19 protein-coding genes are annotated in these 19,896 nt (G+C 66.4%); 13 read left to right on the plus strand and 6 right to left on the minus strand.

Annotation, left to right across the window (positions count from 1 at the left end; genetic code table 11):
• The first annotated feature begins 63 nt into the window (after nt 1-63).
• The 10 genes from panB (at nt 64) to rfbB (ending at nt 8,576) form a co-directional block, all read left to right on the plus strand.
• Complete coding sequence (gene panB, locus QSJ33_RS11065; RefSeq protein WP_285726058.1) at nt 64-927, plus strand: 3-methyl-2-oxobutanoate hydroxymethyltransferase; 864 nt, start codon at nt 64-66, stop codon at nt 925-927.
• Nucleotides 928-980: 53 nt separating this feature from the next.
• Nucleotides 981-1,871: a pantoate--beta-alanine ligase gene (panC, locus tag QSJ33_RS11070; protein WP_285726060.1), complete on the plus strand. Its 891-nt coding sequence runs from the start codon at nt 981-983 to the stop codon at nt 1,869-1,871.
• Nucleotides 1,872-1,966: 95 nt separating this feature from the next.
• Complete coding sequence (locus QSJ33_RS11075; protein WP_285726062.1) at nt 1,967-2,329, plus strand: hypothetical protein; 363 nt, start codon at nt 1,967-1,969, stop codon at nt 2,327-2,329.
• A 30-nt stretch (nt 2,330-2,359) separates the two neighbouring features.
• Nucleotides 2,360-2,899, plus strand: coding sequence for a hypothetical protein (locus QSJ33_RS11080; RefSeq protein ID WP_285726064.1), 540 nt, complete (start codon nt 2,360-2,362; stop codon nt 2,897-2,899).
• Nucleotides 2,900-2,996: 97 nt separating this feature from the next.
• Nucleotides 2,997-3,395 carry an aspartate 1-decarboxylase gene (panD, locus tag QSJ33_RS11085; RefSeq protein ID WP_285726066.1) on the plus strand — a complete coding sequence of 133 codons (399 nt, stop codon included), beginning with the start codon at nt 2,997-2,999 and terminating at the stop codon, nt 3,393-3,395.
• 232 nt (nt 3,396-3,627) lie between these two features.
• The gene (locus QSJ33_RS11090) at nt 3,628-5,166 is read left to right on the plus strand and encodes an Rne/Rng family ribonuclease (RefSeq protein ID WP_285726068.1); all 1,539 of its coding nucleotides are present in this window, start codon (nt 3,628-3,630) and stop codon (nt 5,164-5,166) included.
• Between the two features lie 344 nt (nt 5,167-5,510).
• A complete protein-coding gene (locus QSJ33_RS11095) occupies nt 5,511-6,254 on the plus strand; it encodes a sugar phosphate nucleotidyltransferase (protein ID WP_285726070.1) in 744 nt (247 codons plus the stop codon).
• Nucleotides 6,255-6,256: 2 nt separating this feature from the next.
• Nucleotides 6,257-6,760, plus strand: coding sequence for a dTDP-4-dehydrorhamnose 3,5-epimerase family protein (locus QSJ33_RS11100; RefSeq protein ID WP_285726072.1), 504 nt, complete (start codon nt 6,257-6,259; stop codon nt 6,758-6,760).
• Entirely contained in the window at nt 6,757-7,605 is an 849-nt protein-coding gene (rfbD, locus tag QSJ33_RS11105) for a dTDP-4-dehydrorhamnose reductase (protein ID WP_285726074.1), read from the plus strand. The genes QSJ33_RS11100 and rfbD overlap by 4 nt, the downstream gene beginning before the upstream one ends.
• Nucleotides 7,605-8,576 carry a dTDP-glucose 4,6-dehydratase gene (gene rfbB, locus QSJ33_RS11110; protein WP_285726076.1) on the plus strand — a complete coding sequence of 324 codons (972 nt, stop codon included), beginning with the start codon at nt 7,605-7,607 and terminating at the stop codon, nt 8,574-8,576. Before rfbD ends, rfbB begins: the two co-directional genes overlap by 1 nt.
• 53 nt (nt 8,577-8,629) lie before the next feature.
• On the opposite strand, the gene QSJ33_RS11115 is transcribed toward rfbB, so the two are convergent.
• The 5 genes from QSJ33_RS11115 to QSJ33_RS11135 form a co-directional block, all read right to left on the minus strand.
• Entirely contained in the window at nt 8,630-9,310 is a 681-nt protein-coding gene (locus QSJ33_RS11115) for an HAD family hydrolase (protein ID WP_285726078.1), read from the minus strand.
• The gene (locus QSJ33_RS11120) at nt 9,307-9,807 is read right to left on the minus strand and encodes a hypothetical protein (protein WP_285726080.1); all 501 of its coding nucleotides are present in this window, start codon (nt 9,805-9,807) and stop codon (nt 9,307-9,309) included. The genes QSJ33_RS11115 and QSJ33_RS11120 overlap by 4 nt, the downstream gene beginning before the upstream one ends.
• Nucleotides 9,807-10,154 carry a 6-carboxytetrahydropterin synthase QueD gene (gene queD / locus QSJ33_RS11125; RefSeq protein WP_285726082.1) on the minus strand — a complete coding sequence of 116 codons (348 nt, stop codon included), beginning with the start codon at nt 10,152-10,154 and terminating at the stop codon, nt 9,807-9,809. Before queD ends, QSJ33_RS11120 begins: the two co-directional genes overlap by 1 nt.
• A 160-nt stretch (nt 10,155-10,314) precedes the next feature.
• Entirely contained in the window at nt 10,315-13,041 is a 2,727-nt protein-coding gene (locus tag QSJ33_RS11130) for a polysaccharide biosynthesis/export family protein (RefSeq protein WP_285726083.1), read from the minus strand.
• A gap of 124 nt (nt 13,042-13,165) precedes the next feature.
• The gene (locus QSJ33_RS11135; protein WP_285726085.1) at nt 13,166-14,245 is read right to left on the minus strand and encodes a glycosyltransferase family 4 protein; all 1,080 of its coding nucleotides are present in this window, start codon (nt 14,243-14,245) and stop codon (nt 13,166-13,168) included.
• Between the two features lie 621 nt (nt 14,246-14,866).
• On the opposite strand from QSJ33_RS11135, the gene pnp reads away from it, so the two are divergent.
• Both pnp and QSJ33_RS11145 read left to right on the plus strand, forming a co-directional pair.
• Nucleotides 14,867-17,041, plus strand: coding sequence for a polyribonucleotide nucleotidyltransferase (gene pnp, locus QSJ33_RS11140; RefSeq protein ID WP_285726088.1), 2,175 nt, complete (start codon nt 14,867-14,869; stop codon nt 17,039-17,041).
• Between the two features lie 181 nt (nt 17,042-17,222).
• Nucleotides 17,223-18,014, plus strand: coding sequence for a sugar transferase (locus QSJ33_RS11145; protein WP_285726090.1), 792 nt, complete (start codon nt 17,223-17,225; stop codon nt 18,012-18,014).
• 120 nt (nt 18,015-18,134) lie between these two features.
• Here QSJ33_RS11145 and QSJ33_RS11150 read toward each other — a convergent pair whose 3' ends face one another.
• Complete coding sequence (locus QSJ33_RS11150; protein WP_285726092.1) at nt 18,135-18,887, minus strand: WecB/TagA/CpsF family glycosyltransferase; 753 nt, start codon at nt 18,885-18,887, stop codon at nt 18,135-18,137.
• A gap of 198 nt (nt 18,888-19,085) precedes the next feature.
• On the opposite strand from QSJ33_RS11150, the gene QSJ33_RS11155 reads away from it, so the two are divergent.
• Nucleotides 19,086-19,868 carry a class I SAM-dependent methyltransferase gene (locus QSJ33_RS11155; protein WP_285726094.1) on the plus strand — a complete coding sequence of 261 codons (783 nt, stop codon included), beginning with the start codon at nt 19,086-19,088 and terminating at the stop codon, nt 19,866-19,868.
• The last annotated feature ends 28 nt before the right edge of the window (nt 19,869-19,896 follow it).

Raw genomic sequence — 19,896 nt, forward strand, 5'->3', positions numbered from 1 at the left:
CCGCTCGCGGCCTTTTGGTGTACTCATAGGGGCCCACGGCTTCGACCTTCCAGCGGAGACCCCATGAGCCACCAGTCCCCGGACGCCCACGCCCGCGTCACCATCCCCCAGATCCAGGCCTGGGCCCATTCCGGGCGGCGCCTGGTGATGACCACGGCCTACGACGCCCCCACGGCCCGCATCGCGGACGCGGCGGGCGTGGACATGCTCCTCGTGGGCGACAGCGTGGGGAACGTCTGCCTGGGCTTCGAGAACACCCTGCCCGTCAGCATGGCCATGATGAACCACCACCTGGAGGCCGTGGCCCGCACCCGCCCCACGGCCCTGCTTCTGGCGGACATGCCCTACCTCAGCTTCCACCTGAGCGTGGAGGACACGCTGCGGAACGCCGGGGGCTTCCTCCAGCGGGGGGCCGCCGGCGTCAAGCTGGAGGGCGGCGCCAAGCGCCTGCCCATGATCCACGCCCTCATCGACGCCGAGATCCCGGTCATGGGGCATCTCGGCCTCACGCCCCAGAGCCTCAACGCCATGGGCGGCTACAAGGTGCAGGGGCGGGTCAAGGCCGATGCCATCCGAATGCTGGAGGATGCCCAGCGCCTGCAGGAGGCCGGCTGCTTCAGCCTGGTGCTGGAGGGCATCCCGGCGGATCTGGCGGCCCGCATCACCGAGACCCTGGCCATCCCCACCATCGGCATCGGGGCCGGCCCCCACTGCTCGGGCCAGGTGCTGGTCTTCCACGACGTCCTGGGGCTGTCCCCGGACCCCGGCCCCAAATTCGTCCGGCGCTATGCCCAGGGATTCGAAGACCTGCGCGCCGCCTTGGCCGCCTGGGCGGAGGATGTGCGGGCGGGAGGCTTCCCCGATGCCCGGGAATCCTATACCCTTCCAGAAGCCGTCCGTCCGGCCGTGGCCCAGTGGAATCCCTGACCCGAGCCTTGGTATTCTGAGCGGCGCCATCGTAAGGGAGTCGTTTTTTGGCCATGCGCGTTGTGCGTACCATCGCTGATTTGAGAGCCCTCCTGAAACCCCTCCGGGAACAGGGCCAGCGGATCGGCTTCGTTCCGACCATGGGTTTCCTCCACGAGGGTCACGGGGCCCTCATCCGTCAGAGCGCGGCCCGGTGCGATGCCACCGTGGTCTCCATCTTCGTGAATCCCAACCAGTTCGGCCCCGGTGAGGACCTGGCCAGCTACCCCCGGGACCTGGAGCGGGACCAGAGCCTCTGCCTGGAGACGGGCGCCTCGGTGCTCTTCCTTCCCGAAGTGGCCGAGATCTACCCCACGGGCTTCCAGACCCACGTGGAGCCCGGCAGCCTGGCCGAGCCCCTCTGCGGGAAGTTCCGGCCCGGGCACTTCCGGGGCGTGGCCACGGTGGTGGCCAAGCTCTTCAACATCGTCCAGCCTGACCTGGCCTTCTTCGGCCAGAAGGACTACCAGCAGGCGGTGGTGATCCGCCGCATGGTCCGGGACCTCAACCTGCCCGTGGACGTGGTGGTGGTCCCCACGGTGCGGGAGGCCGACGGCTTGGCCCTCAGCAGCCGGAACACCTACCTGGACCCGGCCGGCCGGAAGCGCGCCCTGGCCCTCAGCGAGGGGCTCCTGGCAGCCCGGGAGGCCTTCGAGGGCGGCGAGCGCCGGACCGCCAAGCTGATCGAGCTGGCCAAGGCCCCGCTGGCCAAGGTGGACAAGGTCCAGTACCTCGAGCTGGTGGACGCCCAGACCCTGGAGCCCCTGAAGGGCGTCGTGAACCGCACCGTCGCCCTCTGTGTGGCCGCCTACGTGGGCGACACCCGGCTCATCGACAACGTCATCCTGGCGCCCTCCCCCGAGGAGGCGGGCCTGAACGTCAGCCTGAGCCCCCAGAAGAGCTGATTCCCTCGAGGGGGTACCGCCCCCGTAGACCTTTCGGTGCATGGACGTCCCGGCCGGGAGGGCCTAGCCTGGACGGAGACCCCCCGGGAGGCTCCATGCTCGTGCCGGCCCTGCTCACCCTCGCTGCCCTGGCGACCCCCCAGGGCCACGGCCACGGCATGCCGCCGGGCCTCGCCAAGAAGGGGGGCATGCCCCCCGGCCTGGCCAAGAAGGGCGGGCTGCCCCCGGGGCTGGCGAAGAAGTTCGGCCCCCGGGTCCCCGAGCGGCCCTACATCGCCATCGATCCGCGCCACCAGGACCGGGCCTACTTCCTCATCGACGGCCGCTGGGAGCTCCGGACGGGATTCAGCCTCAGCCTCCAGGCCGAGGTCAGGGATTCCCTCCAGCGGCCCGCCGCCCCGCCGCCGATCCCCCTGCCCAGGGTGGGGGTGGACCTCCACGTGGTGCTGTTCAACTAGCCCCGTCCCTTCCCTTCGGAGTCACGCCCCATGTCCATGCGCCTCTTCAGCTCCACCCTGATCCTCGCCCTGCTGGCCCAGGGCGCGGTCGCCCTGGCCCGGTCCGACGATCACCGGGGTGGGGATTGGCAGGACCGCCATGAGCGGCGGGACGATCGCCGCGAAGATCGCCGGGATGATCGTCGCGAGGACCGTCGGGACGATCGCCGGGACGATCGCCGGGAGGACCGTCGGGAGGATCGCCGCGAAGACCGCCGGGAACATGGCTGGGAAGGGCGGCGGCCGGAGCGCTACCGGTACGAGGACCGGCGCCACCCCGGACGCTACCTGGCGCCCCCCTGGATGGCCGGCTACTGGCGTCCCCGCGAGCGGCGCTACGTGGCCCTGATCCCCGGGGATCCCTCCCGCTGCTACGTCTTCGTGGATGGCCGGTGGCTGCTGCGCCGGATCACAGATCCCCAGGCGCGGATCGACATCGAGGGGGCCTTCGGCCTCCCCCTGGCGCCCCCCCCGGTGCCGCCGCCCCACGTGGGGGTCGGCATCAACCTCCACGTCGTGCTGTTCAACTAGGCCTGCTCGTAAAAAATCGAGGCTGGACCCAGGGTTCACCTGGCGCCATGCTTGTCCGTTGGCCGGGACTCCGGAGGGAGCCTGGACCGGAGGGAGCATGCTGCGTCACTTCCTGCTCGGCAAGATCCATCGCGCCACGGTGACCCGGGCCGATGTGGATTACGTGGGATCCATCACCCTGGACCCGCTGCTCATCGAAGCCGCCGGCTTCCTGGAGAACGAGAAGGTGGACATCTACGACGTGACCAATGGGTCGCGCCTGGCCACCTACGTCATCCCGGGGACGCCTGGGTCGGGTGAGGTCGGCATCAACGGGGCCGCCGCCCACCTGGTGCAGAAGGGCGACCTGGTGATCATCGCCGCCTACGGCTGGATGACCGCCGAGGAGAGCGAGGCCAACGCCCCGAAGGTGGTGTTCGTGGACGAGCGCAACCGCATCACCGAGCGCCGCACCCAGGAGCGCACCCCCCTCTGCACCCACGCCTTCCCGGACTGAAACCGGGCGAGGGTTCCCGGAGTTTTTTTAAATCTTTTGAATCATTCAGTTAATCCCGCCAATCCAGTCTCCGTGCCTCTCCGAGATTGACACCGGAACCGGAACCTTTGGCCCCCGGGCCGGCATCCAAAGGGTATGGTAGAAAAGAAGCATCCCCCTGCGGCCTGGTACGGCCCCGGGGCCCGCGAGGAAGGCAGGACGCCTCCGCGCACGGTTCTGAAAGGTTGGTTCCATGGAAGTCCGCAAGTCCCTGGTGGTCAATGCGACCCCCCTGGAGACGCGCATCGCCCTGCTTGAGAACGGCCAGCTCTGCGAGCTGTTCGTCGAGCGGACGATGAACAAGAGCCAGGTGGGCGACGTGTACAAGGGCCGGGTGGCCAAGCTCCTGCCCGGCATGCAGAGCGCCTTCGTCAACATCGGGGGGGCCAAGGACGGCTTCCTCTACCTGGACGATCCCGTGTCCCAGCGCCTGGCCGCGGACCTCGCCCCCGAGGACGAGGGGGAGGCCGGCGAGGAGGGCGCCGTGGAGGACCTGCCGCCCGCCCCCGCGCCCCTGCCGCCCCTGAAGGAGGGCGAGGAGACGCTGGTCCAGGTGGTGAAGGACCCCATCGGCTCCAAGGGGCCCCGCCTGTCCCGCCACCTCAGCTTCCCGGGCCGCTTCCTGGTGTTCATGCCCGGGATCGAGCACATCGGCATCTCCCGGAAGATCACCGATCCCGAGGAGCGCGATCGCCTGCGGGAGCTCATCCGGAGCCACGCCCTGCCGGGCGAGGGCTTCATCGTCCGCACCGCCGCCATCGGGGAGCGGGACGAGGACCTCGTCGGCGACGTGACCTTCCTCCGCCAAATGTGGGAGGAGATCCAGGCCAAGGCCGCGCCCCTCCAGGCCCCGCGCCTGGTCTGGCAGGACCTGCGCCTGCTGCAGAAGGTGCTCCGCGACATCTTCCGCGAGGAGGTGGCCAGCTTCTGGGTGGACGACGCCGCCGTCCACCGCGAGGTCGTGGGCTTCGTGGAGAAGCTGCATCCCGAGTGGGCCAACCGCGTGAAGCGCTTCGCCTCCGACCTGCCCATCTTCGACGCCTTCGGCATCGAGGCCGAGATCGAGGCCGCCCGGCAGCCCAAGGTCTTCCTCAAGCACGGGGGCTCCATCGTGCTGAACCAGACCGAGGCCCTGGTCAGCGTGGACGTGAACACCGGCAAGTTCGTGGGGAAGAAGGATCTCGAGGAGACCGTGTTCCTCGCCAACCTGGAGGCCGTCCCCGAGATCGTCCGCCAGCTCCGCCTGCGGAACCTGGGCGGCATCGTCGTCATCGACTTCATCGACATGGTGGACCCGGCCCACCGGGACACGGTGCTGGCGCGGCTCCAGGAAGAGCTGAAGCGGGACCGCAACCATGCCCGCGCCGGGGGGATCTCCGAGTTCGGGCTCGTGGAGATGACCCGGAAGCGCACGGGACCCTCCCTCGAGCGCCAGCTCACCCAGCCCTGCCCCGCCTGCAGCGGCACCGGCCGCCTGGTCAGCCCCGAGACCGCCCTGCTCCGCGCCTACCGCGAGCTCGTGCGCCAGGGCGACCGCCTCCGCGGCGCCGACGTGCGCCTCACCCTCCATCCCGAGCTGGCGGCGAGCCTGCACAGCGAGGCCCGCGAAGGCCTCCTCCAGCTGGCCCGCCTCCTCGGCGCCCGGGTGCAGTGGATCGAGCGGGCCGATGCCCCCCGCCAAGCCGTGGTCCTCGACCTCGACCTCAGCGAACAGGACAGCGCCTCCGCGTGAGAGCTAACACCAACTAATCCAAAAATTCGGGGCTCCAACCCACCAGCCCTACCCATTCCATGGAATCGAAAAGGACACCTGGATACTGGCTAGTGCCCGTGAATGCGGTGTGTTCCAGCAGAATTGAAAACAAGGAGAATAACCACCATGGATCCGAGATGGATTCGCCATTATTCTTTCTATTCACCACCACATTTCGGAGTCTGAAGCTTTATTGCCGCAGTGCACAGAATGCACCTGCGCCGATTAACCTGGTGGTTATCTATAATATTCTTCACAATACCCATACTGATCCGGATAGAACACCAGTCAGGTTCTCCGGACTTACACCTTAGGAGCCATCCATGAAGGGGATCGTTTTGGCGGGAGGAACAGGATCTCGTCTCTTCCCACTAACAAAGGTGACGAACAAGCATCTGCTGCCTGTAGGTCAGGCCCCCATGATCTGGCACCCGCTGTGGAAGCTCCGGGAGGCTGGCATCGAGGAGATCCTGATTGTGACTGGGACCGAGCACATGGGTGATGTAGTGGCCCTGATGGGCTCCGGAAGTGATTTTGGCTGTCGTTTCACCTACAAGGTGCAGGATGAGGCAGGCGGGATCGCCCAGGCATTGGGACTTGCGGAAAACTTCGCTGGCGGATCTTCAATCTGCGTGATCCTTGGCGACAATATATTTCAAGATCGATTGCGACCGGAGGTGGAGGCCTTCGAGAAGCAAGGGAAGGGCTCCCGCATCATGCTTAAACCAGTGGAAGATCCGCAGCGCTATGGCGTAGCCGAGGTGAAAGAAGGTCGCGTACTGGGCATCGAGGAGAAGCCAAAGAACCCCAAGTCCAATCTTTCTGTCACTGGCATCTACTTTTACGATGCGGCAGTGTTTGACATCATTCGGACAGTGAAGCCTTCAGGGCGTGGCGAAATGGAAATTACGGATGTGAACAATGCCTACATTGCCAGGGGTGAGCTGAGCTTCGGGACCTTCCACGGATGGTGGACCGACGCTGGTACTTTCTCCAGCCTAGCCTTGGCCAACGATCTGGCGAACAAGGAGCCTGTACCTTTCGCCCAGGCCCGGGGAAGGAGCTAGATATGGAATTCACAAAGGGTCCCATTGAAGGCGTCGACATCAGGACCATAAGAAAATTTATTGACGAACGTGGCTGGTTAGCCGAAATTTTCCGTAACGACGATCTTCCGAGTTGGTTCCGGCCCGAAATGTCCTACGTAAGTTTGTCGCTGCCTGGAATCCTTCGTGGGCCTCACGAGCACGTGGACCAGGCCGACCTCTTCTGCTGGGTGGGCCCCGGGGACTTCAAGCTTACCCTCTGGGACAACCGGCCGGAGAGCCCGACCTACCGGAATCGCATGGAAGTGGCCATGGGCGCGAACAACCCCGGCTCCGTCCTCATCCCCAAGGGCGTGGTGCACTGCTACCGCTGCATCAGCCATGAGCCCGGCTTCGTGATCAACTGCCCCGACCGGCTCTTCATGGGGCAGGGCAAGCAGCAGCCCATCGACGAGATCCGCCACGAGGACGACCCAGAGAATCCCTTCGTCCTGGACGAAAAGGCACGAAGGGCGCACCTGGCATGAAAGCCCTCGTCACCGGCGCCTCGGGGCAGCTGGCCCTTGCCATCCGGCGGACCTGGACGGCTCACGAGTTGGTCCTCCCCGAGGAATCGATCCTGGACCTGTCCAGGGAGGAGGCCATCCGCGAGGTGGTGGCCAGCGTCCACCCCGAGGTGGTCCTCAACTGCGGGGCCTTCACCCAGGTGGACCGCTGTGAGTCTGAGGCGGAGCTGGCGCAGCTGATCAACGCCACGGCGGTGGGCTGGCTGGCGGAGGCCTGCGAGGCGCAGAAGGCCCTGCTGGTCCAGGTGAGCACCGACTACGTCTTCGACGGCACGGGCACCCGCCCCTACCGGGAGGACGACGCCACGAACCCAGTGTCGGTGTACGGCCGCACCAAGCTGGAGGGCGAGCGCCAGGCGGCCCGGTGTAGCCGGCACCTCATCGCCCGCACCAGCTGGCTCTACGATGCCTGGGGGAAGAACTTCCTGGCCACCATGCTGAACGCCGCGGCCCAGGGCCGGAACCTCCGGGTGGTGGACGACCAGCGGGGCGCCCCCACCACCTGCCGGGCCCTGGCCCGCCAGCTCAAGGTGGCCGCGGAGGAGGGCTGGCAGGGCCTCGTCCACACCACCTGCGCCGGCGAGACCACCTGGCACGGCTTCGCCAAAGCGATCTTCGAGGCCAAGGGGATCGCCGCGAATCTCAGCCCCTGCAGCACCGCCGACTACCCCACCCCTGCCAAGCGTCCCGCCTACTCCGTCCTCGACGGCGCCCGCCGCCGGAGCCTGGGCCCCGACCTCATGCCCCACTGGCACGAGGCTTTGGCCGAAGTGCTCGCCCATCCCGAACTCACTGGGGAAGCCTGATGTCCGAGACCATCCTCATCACCGGCGGCGCCGGCTTCATCGGCAGCAACCTGGTGCACCGCTGGCACCGCACCCATCCCCAGGACCGCATCGTGGTCCTCGACAAGCTCACCTACGCCGCCGACCGCACCCAGATCGACGGCCTCGAGGGTGTGGAGCTGGTCGTCGGGGACGTCCAGAACCTGGAGCTGGCCCGCCACCTGATCGAGCGGCACGGCATCCGGAAGGTGTTCCACCTGGCGGCGGAGAGCCACGTGGACCGCAGCATCACCGGGCCCGCGGCCTTCATCCAGACGAACGTCCTGGGCACCTTTGCCATGCTGGAGGCCGCGCGGCAGGCCTGGGCCGGGCAGAAGGACGGCCGCTTCCTCCACATCAGCACGGACGAGGTGTACGGCTCGCTCGGCGAGACGGGGAAGTTCCACGAGGCCATGGCCTACGCCCCCAACAGCCCGTACAGCGCCAGCAAGGCCGGCAGCGACCACCTGGTCCGGGCCTACCACCACACCTACGGGCTCAACACGGTCACCACCAACTGCTCCAACAACTACGGCCCCCGCCAGCATCCCGAGAAGCTCATCCCCCTGGCCATCTCGCGCATGGCCAAGGGCGAACCCATCCCGGTCTACGGGGACGGCCAGAACGTGCGGGACTGGCTCTACGTGGAGGACCACTGCGCCGCCCTGGAGCTGGTCATGGAGAAGGGCGTCGCCGGCGAGACCTACTGCGTGGGCGGCGACAACGAGTGGAAGAACCTCGACCTGCTCCACCTCCTCTGCGACACCGTGGACACCCACCTCGGCCGCCCCGAAGGCACCAGCCGCAAGCTCCTCACCTTCGTGAAGGACCGGGCCGGGCATGACCGGCGGTACGCCATCGATGCGACTAGAATCCAGGCAATGCTGGGCTGGAAACCAGATATCACCTTCCCTGAAGGGCTCCAAAACACGGTGCGTTGGTACCTAGCCTGACCAATTACCTGAATCGCGAAGACACCTCGCCTGCAGATTTCTCAAACCCAGGATCACCCCAGGCAGGTAGGGCAGCGCATGCCCGCCTGGAGGTCCCCGATGAGCTGCGGGACGACGTCCAGGCTGCTTACCTCGTAGAGGGGGGCGTCGGGATCATGGTTCGGCCGGGGCCTGCCGTCGCGGTTCACCCAGATGGCGGTCCAGCCGGCGGCCAGGGCGCCTTCCACGTCGTCGGTCCAGCTGTCGCCCACCATGGCCAGGTTGCCCGGGAAGAGTCCCAGGCGCTGCTGCACGGCCTCGAAGGCGGCGGGCTCGGGCTTGAGGGCGCCCAGGTCGGCGCTGAGGATCCGCGTGCGGATGCGGGCGTTGATGCCCAGGCGGTCGAGCAATTCCAGCCCGAAGTCCTGGGTGTTGGACAGGAGGGCCACCCGCGCCAGGCCCCGGGTGCCTTCCACGGCCTCGGAGGCGCCGGGGAAGCACAGCGCCTGATCGCCGGATTCCAGGAAGGACTGGGCCATGGCCGCCTCCTGGTCCGGGTCCAGGGCGATCCGGTCCCGCCAGGCCGCCAGGAAGGCCGCCACGGAGCCGTAGGGCCGCGCCATGCCGTCCCGCATCAGCTCGGCGTGCCGGACCGCCTGCTCAGGCCGCAGGAGGGGCTTCAGGCGCTGGAATGGGCTGCCCCCGGGGCTGTAGACCAGGGTGTTCCAGAGATCGAAGACGACCGCCCGGATCACGACCCGCTCGACGTGCGGGTCCGGAAGGGGACGCCGAACTCGAGGCCCAGCACCTCGAAACGGGCCTCCCCGGCCAGGGTCCAGGTGGCGGATTCGCGGTGGAGCACGGCTCCGGACAGGGGGCCCCAGGCAGCCTTGAGGTCGCCGTAGCCGAAGCTCAGCTCGGCCCTCAGGGTGCTGCGGCCCTTCGGGGCGAGGTCCATCCCCTCGGGGAAGGCCACGGTACCCAGGGCATGGTCCCCGCCCTGGGCCAGGAGGTGCAGGTCCCCGGCCACCCGCCGGGTCCGCAGGCGCACGTCCGTGGGGTTGTCCACGCCCAGGTCGAGGCGCAGCCGGAGGCGGGAACGCTCCAGGGGGTAGGCCAGCTCCAGCTGCGGCTCCACCCGGTCCAGGCTGAAGCGCAGCTGGCGAGCCGCCTCCTGGTACTGGAGCGCGGGGTTCAGGGCGTCGCAGCCCGCCAGCAGGAGGACCGGGACCAGCGCCAGCCAGCGTCGCATCAGGCCCCCCGGTAGATCACGCAGTTGTCGGTGGTCTCGAAGACCTCCACCTGGCAGAGCTGCGGCAGGTCCGGCTTCAGCTGCTCCCAGATCCACACGGCGATGTTCTCCGCCGTGGAGAGGGGAATCAGGTCGTTGAGGAAGCGGTGGTCCAGCCGCCCGATGACCTTCTCCACCACCACCTTCGAGAGGTCGTCGAAGTCGATGATCATGCCCGTGGCCACGTCCGGCGTGCCCTCCACGGAGACGAAGAGCTTGTAGCTGTGGCCGTGCAGGTTCCGGCACTTCCCCGGGTGGTTGTAGATGAAGTGGGCCGCTTCGAACCAGTATTCCTTGCGCAGGATCATCGGGACGTCCGTATGAAAAGGCCCCGCGGCGCGGGGCCCTCCAGTGTACTCCAGCCCGCGCTCCTCCAGGGCCGGCCGCGGCACCCGTCGACGGCCGGTCCCGGCCGGCCAGCGGATGGGCATCCGCGGCCAGCCGGACGGGCGGCGCTCATGGGGGACGTCAGAGCTTGATGGCGTTCAGGATCAGGGCGATGGGCGTCAGGGCCTGGAGGTTCTCCTGCCAGCTGGTGTCGCGGCGGAAGCGCTGGGGCACCAGCACGGTGTCGCCGGGGCCCACGGGCTGCTTCATCACCCAGCTGTCCACGATGCGGCCGTTGGCCTTCAGCAGGCGTATGTTCCAGGTGTCCGCGTTGCGCGTGATCCCGCCCGCCAGCTTGAGCATGTCGGAGACCTTCATGCCCGGATGCACCTTGTAGGTGGCGAAGGGGCTGGCGGTCTCGCCCACCACGTAGGCGCCGTCCGTGGCCCGGGGGATGATGACCTCGTCCCCGTCCTCAAGCTCCACGTCCGCCTGGGCATCGCCCTTCAGCGCGGCGCCGAAGTCCACCACCATGCGGTTCAGGTTCCCGGCCAGGAGGCCGTGGAGCACGGGGTTCTTGAGCAGCTGGCCCGTGTTGGGCTGGCGCTTGGTCTCGTTGAGCCGCTCCAGGATCTCGTTGATGCCCTTGGCCGTGGGATCGGCACCCGAGAGGCCGGATTCCTCCGCCGCCCGCTGGAGGCTGGCGTCCGCGGTGCTCATGCGGCGCAGGAAGATGCCCGCCTGGGGCATGGCGTCGGGCGTGAGCCCCCCGGCCCGCTTCAGCAGGTCGCTGAGGGTCGGCCGGTCCGTGTCGAGGGCGTAGGAGCCGGGCCGCGCCACCTGGCCGCTGATGCGCACCGTGCGGTGCACCTTGAAGTCCGGCTTCTCGAAGAGGCTGATCTGGTCGTCGGGCCGCAACCGGGGATTCACGGTGTCGTCCACCAGGGCCACGGGGCTGGCGGTCTCGGTGGACAGCAGCTTCGTCAGGTCCAGGTGGATCACCTCGCTGGGCTTGCCGTCCCTGCTGCGGGCCAGCTCGGCCACCAGGCGGTCCGCGGACTTCAGCGGCACACCGGCCCGGAAGATCAGGTCCGAGGCCCGCATGCCCTCGTGGAAGGCGAAGGTGCCGGGACGGGTGACCGGTCCCAGGACCTTCACCATCATCGGGATGCGCAGGTCCTCCACGCGGTAGAGCTCCACGCGGTCCCGGTCCTCCAGCACGAGGTCCTGGGCCGGATCCCCGGCCAGGGCCTTGTCCACGTCGAAGGAGAAGTACTGGGTGGTGCCGTCCACCTGGGTCCGCACCACCTCCCCGCGGGCCCGGTAGGTGTCCGGAAGCACCTGGGCTTCGCGCTTGAGCAGGTCGCCCACCCGCAGGCCCTGGGTGCGGGCGTAGAAGCCCGGCACCCGGGCCCAGCCGACCACCTGCACCACGGCCCCGGTGCGCTCCCGCTGGGGGAGGGCCGACAGCACGTCGCCCCGCTGGAGGATCACGGCGGCAGCCCCGGTCACCGGCACGTCCTCCCCGGTGATCACGCCGGCGGCGGTCCGGCGGCGCAGCGTCAGGGTGCCCGGGCCGGCCTCGGGCGCGAACCCGCCCGCGAACCGCAGGGCGTCGGCCGCCGATTCGCCGGCGCGCATCTCGAACTGCATCATGGGGGCCACGCCCTGCTGGTCCCAGCGACGCAGCCAGTCCGGGGTGAGGGGGTCCTGGGCGGGATAGGGCAGACCCGTCTCGGGATCCAGCCGGAGCCGGTGATCGTCAGGCGGGGCGTCCTGCAGGGCCGCCAGCTGCCGCTTGAGGAAGAGGAGACGGTCCTCCAGGTTGGCCCGCTCGGTGAGGGAAAGCTCCGGGGCCGGCGCCTGCACGGCCGTGCGGGGGATCGCCTCCCGTCCGGCGGTCTCGGATTCCTGGACCGCCGGCGCCACCTGGGCCGGGGCGAGCCGGGCCTCGATGGCCTTCATCTCCCGGCGGAGCCGGTCGCGCTGGGCCTTGAGGGGATCCGCGTTGGCCTCGTCGGCCTCGGCCTTCTTCGTGGCGTCCCCCGGCTGGGCCACCACCCGCTGGAAGGCGCCCTCGAGGACGATCTGGTTCTGGGCCAGGGGCACGAAGACGGTGTCCCCGCTCTGCAGGGCCACATTGGGATTGCCCAGGCCCTCCGCCCGGAAGGGGTAGAGGTCGAAGTGGGTCACGGCCCGCCCCCCCCGCATCACCCGGATGTCCCGGTAGCTGCCGGCCGCGGTGGGGCCGCCCGCCAGGCCCAGCACGTTGATCAGGGAGCTGAGGCTCGACACGAGGTAGCTGCCCGGCTTGTAGACCTCGCCCATGACGAAGACCCGCACCTCCCGGAGCTTCACCACCTGGAGGTCCACGCTGGTGCGGGAGAAGTTGCGGCTGACGGTGCCCTGCACCGCCCGCTTGGCCTGGGCCAGGGTCAGGCCCCCGACCTTGACCGTGCCCACCTTGGGGATGACGATCTCGCCGCGGCCGTCCACCTGGGCCGGGACTTCGAAGGTGGCGCTGCCGAAGACGTTCAGGGCCAGCTGGTCGCCGGTCCCCAGCACGTAGTCCTCCGCGATGCCCCCGTCCGTGGCGGCGGTGCCGACCTGGCGGATCTCGAACAGGTCGGCGGCGAAGCGGCGGGGCCCCTTCTCGCGACGCTTCATGGCCCGGATCTCCTGGTCCAGGCGGTCCTCCTCCCGGCGACGGGCCTCGTCCATGCGATCCGGGGCCGTCGCGGCGGGCAGCGTCGTCCGGGAGGCGGGCACCGCCTCCGTGGCCCCCGTGACGCCCTGGGAGGTGGCCATCTGCTTCAACGCCTGGAGGTCCATCCCCTGGGGCACCTGGCCGGCGAGTGCCGTCGCCACCAGACCTGCCAGACCGAGCTTCCGAACGACATGCCTCATCGAATCTTTCCTTTCCGGGCCGGGGGCCGGCCGTGCCCGAGGCAGGCCCATCGACCTTCCTCCCCCGGGAGAGTATGCCCGAGCTTCAGGGCATGCGGTGGGTGCCCGACGGCTCCCGGCTGGCGGCGCTGGCCATGAAGGGGATCTCCCGCCGGACCTGGGCCGCCGGCACCGCCTGGGCCTCCGGCAGGATGCGGTCGATGAAGGCCTTGAGGGCCAGGAGCCCGAGCATGGCCACCCCGAACAGGGAGATCACGCGGGCCCCGGGGAAGTCCGCCACCCGCACCATGGGCAGGAGCGCGAAGGCCAGGAGGATGGGCGTCGCCGCCCAGGACCGCTGGTGGAACCGGTCCATCATCCAGTGGTGGAGGTGGCTGCGATCCGCGACGCCGAGGGGCTGTCCCTTCCAGCGGCGGATGGCCACCACGAGGCTCACGTCCACGATGGGATAGGCAAAGACCCAGGCCGGCAGATCCGCGTCGCGGGCCACCATCAGCTTCACGCTGAGGGTGGCGAAGAGGGTGCCCAGCATCAGGGCGCCGCAGTCCCCGAGGAAGTGCTTCGCCTTCGGGAAGTTCAGCATCAGCACCGCCAGCAGGCCGCCCCAGAGCACGGCGGGCTGGGCCCCCTGGTGCCAGCCCAGGGCGCCCAGGACCAGCAGCCCGAAGCCCATGGACAGGCCGTTGATCCCGTCGATGAGGTTGTAGGCCTGGGGGATGCTCCAGAACCAGGCGAACAGGAAGGGGAAGAGCAGCAGTGGGCGGCTGGGGATCGGTAGATCCAGGAACTCCACCTGGGAGGTGGTGCCGGCGAGGAGCAGGGCGGCATGGCCCGCCAGCAGGGTCGCCACGGCCAGCCCCACGATGGCCTTGTACCGCGCCCGGAGGTTGAAGCGGTCATCCAGGGCCCCCACCAGGGCCATGGCATGGATCCCCAGCCAGTCGAAGGTGTGCATGGGCCAGGGCAGCCAGCCCAGGACCTGGGCGAGCACGAGCACGCCCCACAGGGCCACCCCCCCGGTCCGGGCCGTGGGACGACGGTGACGCTTCCGACCCTCGTCGGGATGGTCCACCCAGCCCAGCCGGGGTGCCAGGGCCATCAGTCCCAGGGACAGGCCCATTCCCACCGCGAAACCGACAATGCCCTGGATCCAGGTCGAATGCACAACAGCCTCAACAAACGACAAATTGCAGACAGCCATGGCAAGAATCGGGGCCCAGCTGCCGAACAGAGGTTAGCAATATCCTATAAATCACGTGGAACGGCAAGGTTAAATTTCGGAACCGGCCCTGGTGGAATTCGGTTCTTACCAGGAACTCCGGGGGCTGCGATCTCGGCTCCAGGCCTTGTCGATGCGGGGGTTTCAACGGGCTTGCAGGAAGGGCGGCTCGCGACCCCGGGGGACGGTCGCGCGATCGGCATTCATCGTGAGGCCTGTGGGCCCCGGAGCCCCCTGGAGACGGCCGAACGGTGGCAAATCCACCTCCGAACGGTCGTTCCGTTCCCTTCCCATCTGACCAGCTGCAAAGAGAGGGGTTGAAGGTCCGGTCGGACGGATCGTCCGGCCTGGACCGACTGCGTTCCCGCCTTTTCGGCGCCCGGGGTGGTATCCTCAAACCTGCCGATTTTCACCTGCTCCCCCTCGGCGGCGACCTCTGCAGGAAGCCCAGCTCCCACCCCTTCGAGGGTTCCAGGGTAGGGTTTCATGGAGCGATCGCAGGAGCCCCGGGCCGAGCGCCCCGGGTTCGGGGGGAGCCGCAAGGGCCCGCGTGGCCCAGGAGCCTCCATGAATGCACTGAAGTTCAACCCCACCACGATCTCCGTGGACCTGGGCGGCACGCCCATCTCCCTCGAGACGGGCCGCATCGCCAAGCAGGCCCATGGCGCCGTCATCGTCCGCCAGGGCGACACCATGGTCCTCGTGGCCGTGTGCTACGGCACGCCCCGCGAGGGCATCGACTTCTTCCCCCTCACCGTGGACTACCGCGAGGCCGTCTACGCCGCGGGCAAGATCCCCGGTGGCTGGTTCAAGCGCGAGGGCCGTCCCACCACCAAGGAGACCCTCACCTCCCGCCTCATCGACCGGCCCCTGCGCCCCCTCTTCGAGGAGGGCTACAACGGCGACACCATGATCACCGCCCAGGTGATCAGCTACGACGGCCAGCACGCCCCGGAGACCCTGGCCATGGTGGGCGCCTCCGCGGCCCTCATCATCAGCGAGATCCCCTTCGTGAACCCCGTGGGCGGCGTCCGCGTGGGCCGCGTGAACGGCCAGCTCGTGGTGAACCCCACGGTGGACCAGCGCGCCGAGAGCGACCTGGACCTGCTGGTGGCCGGCACCGCCGACGCCCTGGTGATGGTCGAGTGCGGCGCCCAGGAAGTGGTCGAGGCCGACATGGTGAAGGCCCTGGCCTTCGGCCATGAGCAGGTCAAGGTCCTGGTGAAGCTCCAGCAGGAACTCCAGGCCAAGGTCGGCAGGCCCAAGGTGGCCGCCGCCAAGGCCGCCCGCAACGAGGAGCTCTACAAGGAGGTCGCCGCCGCCTACGCCGAGAAGCTCTTCGCGGCCCTCACCATGAAGGTGAAGATCGAGAGCTACAAGGCCATCGACCTCCTCAAGAAGGAGGCCGTGGCCCAGTTCACGGCGGAGAAGCCCGAGCTGAAGAAGGACGTGGTCGCCTGCTTCGACGAGCTGAAGGAGACCCTCTTCCGCAACGCCATCCTCAAGCAGGGCGTGCGCCTCGACGGCCGCAAGTTCGACCAGATCCGCCCCCTCAACATCGAGGTGGGCGTCCTGCCCGCCGCCCACGGCAGCTGCCTCTTCACCCGCGGCGAGACCCAGGCCCTGGTCACCACCACCCTCGGCACCATCAACAACATCCAGATCATCGATGGCCTCGAGGAGGAGTACAAGAAGAAGTTCTACCTCCACTACAACTTCCCCGGCTACAGCGTGGGCGAGTGCAAGCCCAACCGCGGGCCCGGCCGGCGCGAGATCGGCCACGGCATGCTGGCCGAGCGGTCCCTCTTCGCCGTGCTGCCCCCCGCCGAGGAGAACCCCTACACCGTCCGCGTGGTGAGTGACATCACCGAGAGCAACGGCTCCAGCAGCATGGCCACCATCTGCGGCGGCACCCTCGCCATGATGGACGCCGGCATCAAGCTGAAGGCCCCCGTGGCGGGCGTGGCCATGGGACTGGTGAGTGACGGCGACAAGTTCGTGGTGCTCACCGACATCGCCGGCCAGGAGGACCACTACGGCGACATGGACTTCAAGGTCGCCGGCACCGAGAAGGGCATCACCGCCCTCCAGATGGACATCAAGATCGGCGGCATCACCACCGAGATCCTCACCAAGGCCCTCGACCAGGCCAAGGCCGGCCGCCTGCACCTGCTCCACGAGATGGGCAAGGTGCTAGCCGCCCCCCGCAGCGCCTACGCCAGCAACGCCCCCCAGATGCACAGCATCCAGCTCCCCAAGGAGAAGATCCGCGACGTCATCGGCAAGGGCGGCGCCACCATCCGCAACATCATCGAGGTGAGCGGCTGCGAAGTGAACATCGACGACGACGGCCTCTGCCAGGTCGCCGGCCCCACCCAGGAGAAGCTGCAGATCGCCCTCAAGATGATCGGCGACCTCATCCAGACCGCCGAGGTTGGCAAGACCTACCTGGGCCGCGTCGCCAAGGTCGTCGAGTTCGGCGCCTTCGTCACCATCCTCCCCGGCCTGGACGGCCTCCTGCACGTCAGCGAGATGGCCCACCACCGCGTGAAGGATCCCGCGGACGAGCTGAGCGAGGGCCAGGAAGTCATGGTCAAGTGCATCGGCATCGACGAGAAGAGCGGCAAGATCAAGCTCAGCCGCAAGGTCCTCATCCCCAAGCCCGAAGGCATGGAGGACGAGCCCGCCGCCGAAGGCGGCGAAGAGCCCCGCCGCGAGCGGCGGCCAAGGCCCCGGCGGTAGCCCCCATCCCCTTCAGGCGACCCTTCCAAGGCCTTGGCACTTCGACCTGTGAAGCCGCCAAGGTCTTGGTGCGTAATCCCCCCCGAAAAGGCCCGAAAAGCGGGGCCTGCCGATCACATCCCTTTGGTCGGCAGGAGTTCCAGCAGCTCTTGGCTTGCGATAACGGACGGTTCACGGAACCATGGAACAGCCCCTTGTCCCGTTTGCGCTGAACCAAATCATTGAGGCTAGAAACGGCATGACCACCACTCAAACCGCCCCGTCCGAACCCAAGGAAGCCTTCCCGTATCGACCTCCGGATGAAGCTATCAAGGTGAAATACAGCCACATCTTCGCTCTTGAAACGCCCTTGAAGACTCGTCTGTTGAAGGTTCTCTTCGATAAAATCATTGCATCCGTTCTATTGCTATTCGCCTCTCCCATCCTGGTTGCCCTCAAAATCGCCTACGTGATCGAGGGCTGGCTGATTCCGGAGAACAGGGGCCCCTTGTTCTTCAGCTACAACGCCGTGAGCGGTGGCAAGGTTTTCCCAAAGTACAAAATTCGCCTAATCAAGGTGAAATACATCGACGCGGAGGGTGCCAAGCGCGGCGACTGGCATGCTTTTTCGGCAGAATGGACCCCCGACAGCCGGACCCATGTCGGGCATATAGTGAAGAAGTTCTACCTGGACGAACTGCCGCAGTTCTACAACATCCTGCGGGGTGACATGAGTATTATCGGGCCCCGCCCCTTGGCCGTGCATCACTATGAGCGGGACCGCCAGCAAGGGAACGTGACCCGCTTCCTCATCAAGGGCGGCCTCCTAGGGCTCGGCCACATCAACAAGGGCACCCCGGAGATGGGGAACCCTGTTTATGAGTACGAATACATCGATAGGTATCTCAAATCCTCTGCCCTTGGCCTGCTGTGGCTTGACTTGGGCATCATTGGAAGAGGAATTAAGGTAATCCTCCAAGGGAAAGGACTCTGAAAGTCTTCCTAACGAGCACCCTTAGAATTCCATCATCGGAAGGCCCTGGCTATCGACTTGCACATCTGCTTGGCCATTTATGAGTTTGAGAAAACCGGACTCCCCCGACAACCTAGTCGGTTAGCGGTTGCCAGTTCGTTTTAATCCCTCCGTCATTACATGCCAAATGAATCTTGGATAGTACTGGAATGCTCGTTTTGCCAGTCGCTTGGGATCAGCCCCCACCCGGAAGAGCCACTCCAGACCGATCCGCTGCACCCATGAGGGAGCACGCCTGATGCTCCCTGCATGGAAATCAAAGGCCGCCCCCACGCCAAGCATCACGGTGGAGATCTGTCCTTTGTGTGCGGCCATCCACCTCTCTTGTTTCGGGCACCCTAATCCGACAAAGAGTAGTCGTACTCCTGCTTCATTGATGGCAATCGTTTCCGCCTCGTCTTCCGCTGCCGTAAGTGGTCGGAAGGGAGGGCTGTACGAATAGGCCACCATTAACGATGGAAATTGGGACCGAAGATTAGAGACAAGTGCCTGAAGCACTTCAGGCCGCCCCCCATAGAAGCCCACTGGAATTTCTTTTTCAGCCGCAACACCACAGAGCTCAAGGGTGAGGTCTGGACCGCAGACCCTCTCCTGACCGGGAAATCCTTGTCGACGAAGGAGCCAGACCAGAGGCATTCCATCTGGGGTCACCAGGTCAGCCTGGGTCATTGTTTCTCGAAAATCTGCTTCATCGCGGTGGCGCATGACCAAGTGCACATCCGCAGCACACACCATCCGGCCTTGTCTCTCGACCGCCCAGGCAAGAATGTGATTTATCGTTTCTTCAAGGGTGACGGGATCGACCCTCATACCAAGAATGCGATTGGATATCATCAATTCCCCAAACATACCTTTATTGGAGCAAATCCCTGCCCACAGAGGTTACCATAAGCTCTAGTGATCCCTGACTCTCAATTGAAGATCAATCCATCACCTTATCTCGCGTTCCGAATTCCGAAACTCCGCAAATCATGACAGTGGCCTTTTGCCCGTCTCGACCTTGTTACATCCAGAAACATGTTGGAGAAGTCCATGCGGCTTGCCCAGAAACCTGCTTCGTCCCCGGGAGGATTACTCCGCCGCCCACTCCTGGATTACCTGCGTGGGGCCATGTTTGATGCCTCGCTGCTTGGGTTCTTCATCAATCCCTACCACATCACGCGACGGCGACTCCACAACGCGATCAAGTTGTTGTCCAGTTCCGCGCAGGGGACCCTGCTCGATGTGGGGTGCGGATCCAAGCCCTACGAGACCCTCTTTCCAAATGTATCGGCCTATATCGGTTGTGATCTAGAAATCAGCGGCCATAACCATCATCGAAGCCGGATAGATTACTTTTATGACGGGAAGAGCCTTCCCTTCGCGAATGGATCCTACGATTGGGTGGTTTCGTTCGAGACTTTTGAGCACATCTTCAACTTGGATCAAGTCTTGAATGAAATTCAGCGGGTATTGAAGCCCGGTGGGCACCTCCTGGTGACGGTTCCCTTCTGCTGGGGAGAGCACGAGGTTCCTCACGACTTCGCCCGGTACTCCTCGTTCGGCTTAGTCTTCCTGCTCGAAGGCCACGGATTCGAGATTATCCAGCATCAACGGACCGGATCCTACCTTCTGACGCTGACGCAATTATTTCAGAACTATGTTTTTCACTACCTTCTTCCCAGAAAAGGGAGGCTGAACTTCCTGATCGCCCCGCTTATCTTTCTTCCCATGAATATCGTGGTCCTGCTGCTCGACCTCATCCTGCCCAAGGGGCCGGAGTTGTATCTCAACAATGTCATCCTCTGCCGCAAGGCGCCAGAAGTGCAGGCCTAGCTAGGCCTGGCCCAGGATAGGATAAGGC

The organism is Geothrix rubra, from assembly GCF_030268065.1.
Classification (GTDB): Bacteria; Acidobacteriota; Holophagae; order Holophagales; family Holophagaceae; genus Geothrix; species Geothrix rubra.

Excerpts from the sequence above, each read along its gene's own strand:
- QSJ33_RS11075 (WP_285726062.1), top strand. The coding sequence starts at position 1,967 with ATGCTCGTGCCGGCCCTGCTCACCCTCGCTGCCCTGGCGACCCCCCAG.
- panB (WP_285726058.1), top strand. The coding sequence starts at position 64 with ATGAGCCACCAGTCCCCGGACGCCCACGCCCGCGTCACCATCCCCCAG.
- panC (WP_285726060.1), top strand. The coding sequence starts at position 981 with ATGCGCGTTGTGCGTACCATCGCTGATTTGAGAGCCCTCCTGAAACCC.
- panD (WP_285726066.1), top strand. The coding sequence starts at position 2,997 with ATGCTGCGTCACTTCCTGCTCGGCAAGATCCATCGCGCCACGGTGACC.
- rfbB (WP_285726076.1), top strand. The coding sequence starts at position 7,605 with ATGTCCGAGACCATCCTCATCACCGGCGGCGCCGGCTTCATCGGCAGC.
- queD (WP_285726082.1), bottom strand. The coding sequence starts at position 10,154 with ATGATCCTGCGCAAGGAATACTGGTTCGAAGCGGCCCACTTCATCTAC.
- QSJ33_RS11145 (WP_285726090.1), top strand. The coding sequence starts at position 17,223 with ATGGAACAGCCCCTTGTCCCGTTTGCGCTGAACCAAATCATTGAGGCT.
- QSJ33_RS11090 (WP_285726068.1), top strand. The coding sequence starts at position 3,628 with ATGGAAGTCCGCAAGTCCCTGGTGGTCAATGCGACCCCCCTGGAGACG.
- rfbD (WP_285726074.1), top strand. The coding sequence starts at position 6,757 with ATGAAAGCCCTCGTCACCGGCGCCTCGGGGCAGCTGGCCCTTGCCATC.
- QSJ33_RS11150 (WP_285726092.1), bottom strand. The coding sequence starts at position 18,887 with ATGATATCCAATCGCATTCTTGGTATGAGGGTCGATCCCGTCACCCTT.
- pnp (WP_285726088.1), top strand. The coding sequence starts at position 14,867 with ATGAATGCACTGAAGTTCAACCCCACCACGATCTCCGTGGACCTGGGC.
- QSJ33_RS11095 (WP_285726070.1), top strand. The coding sequence starts at position 5,511 with ATGAAGGGGATCGTTTTGGCGGGAGGAACAGGATCTCGTCTCTTCCCA.
- QSJ33_RS11080 (WP_285726064.1), top strand. The coding sequence starts at position 2,360 with ATGTCCATGCGCCTCTTCAGCTCCACCCTGATCCTCGCCCTGCTGGCC.
- QSJ33_RS11120 (WP_285726080.1), bottom strand. The coding sequence starts at position 9,807 with ATGCGACGCTGGCTGGCGCTGGTCCCGGTCCTCCTGCTGGCGGGCTGC.
- QSJ33_RS11100 (WP_285726072.1), top strand. The coding sequence starts at position 6,257 with ATGGAATTCACAAAGGGTCCCATTGAAGGCGTCGACATCAGGACCATA.
- QSJ33_RS11155 (WP_285726094.1), top strand. The coding sequence starts at position 19,086 with ATGCGGCTTGCCCAGAAACCTGCTTCGTCCCCGGGAGGATTACTCCGC.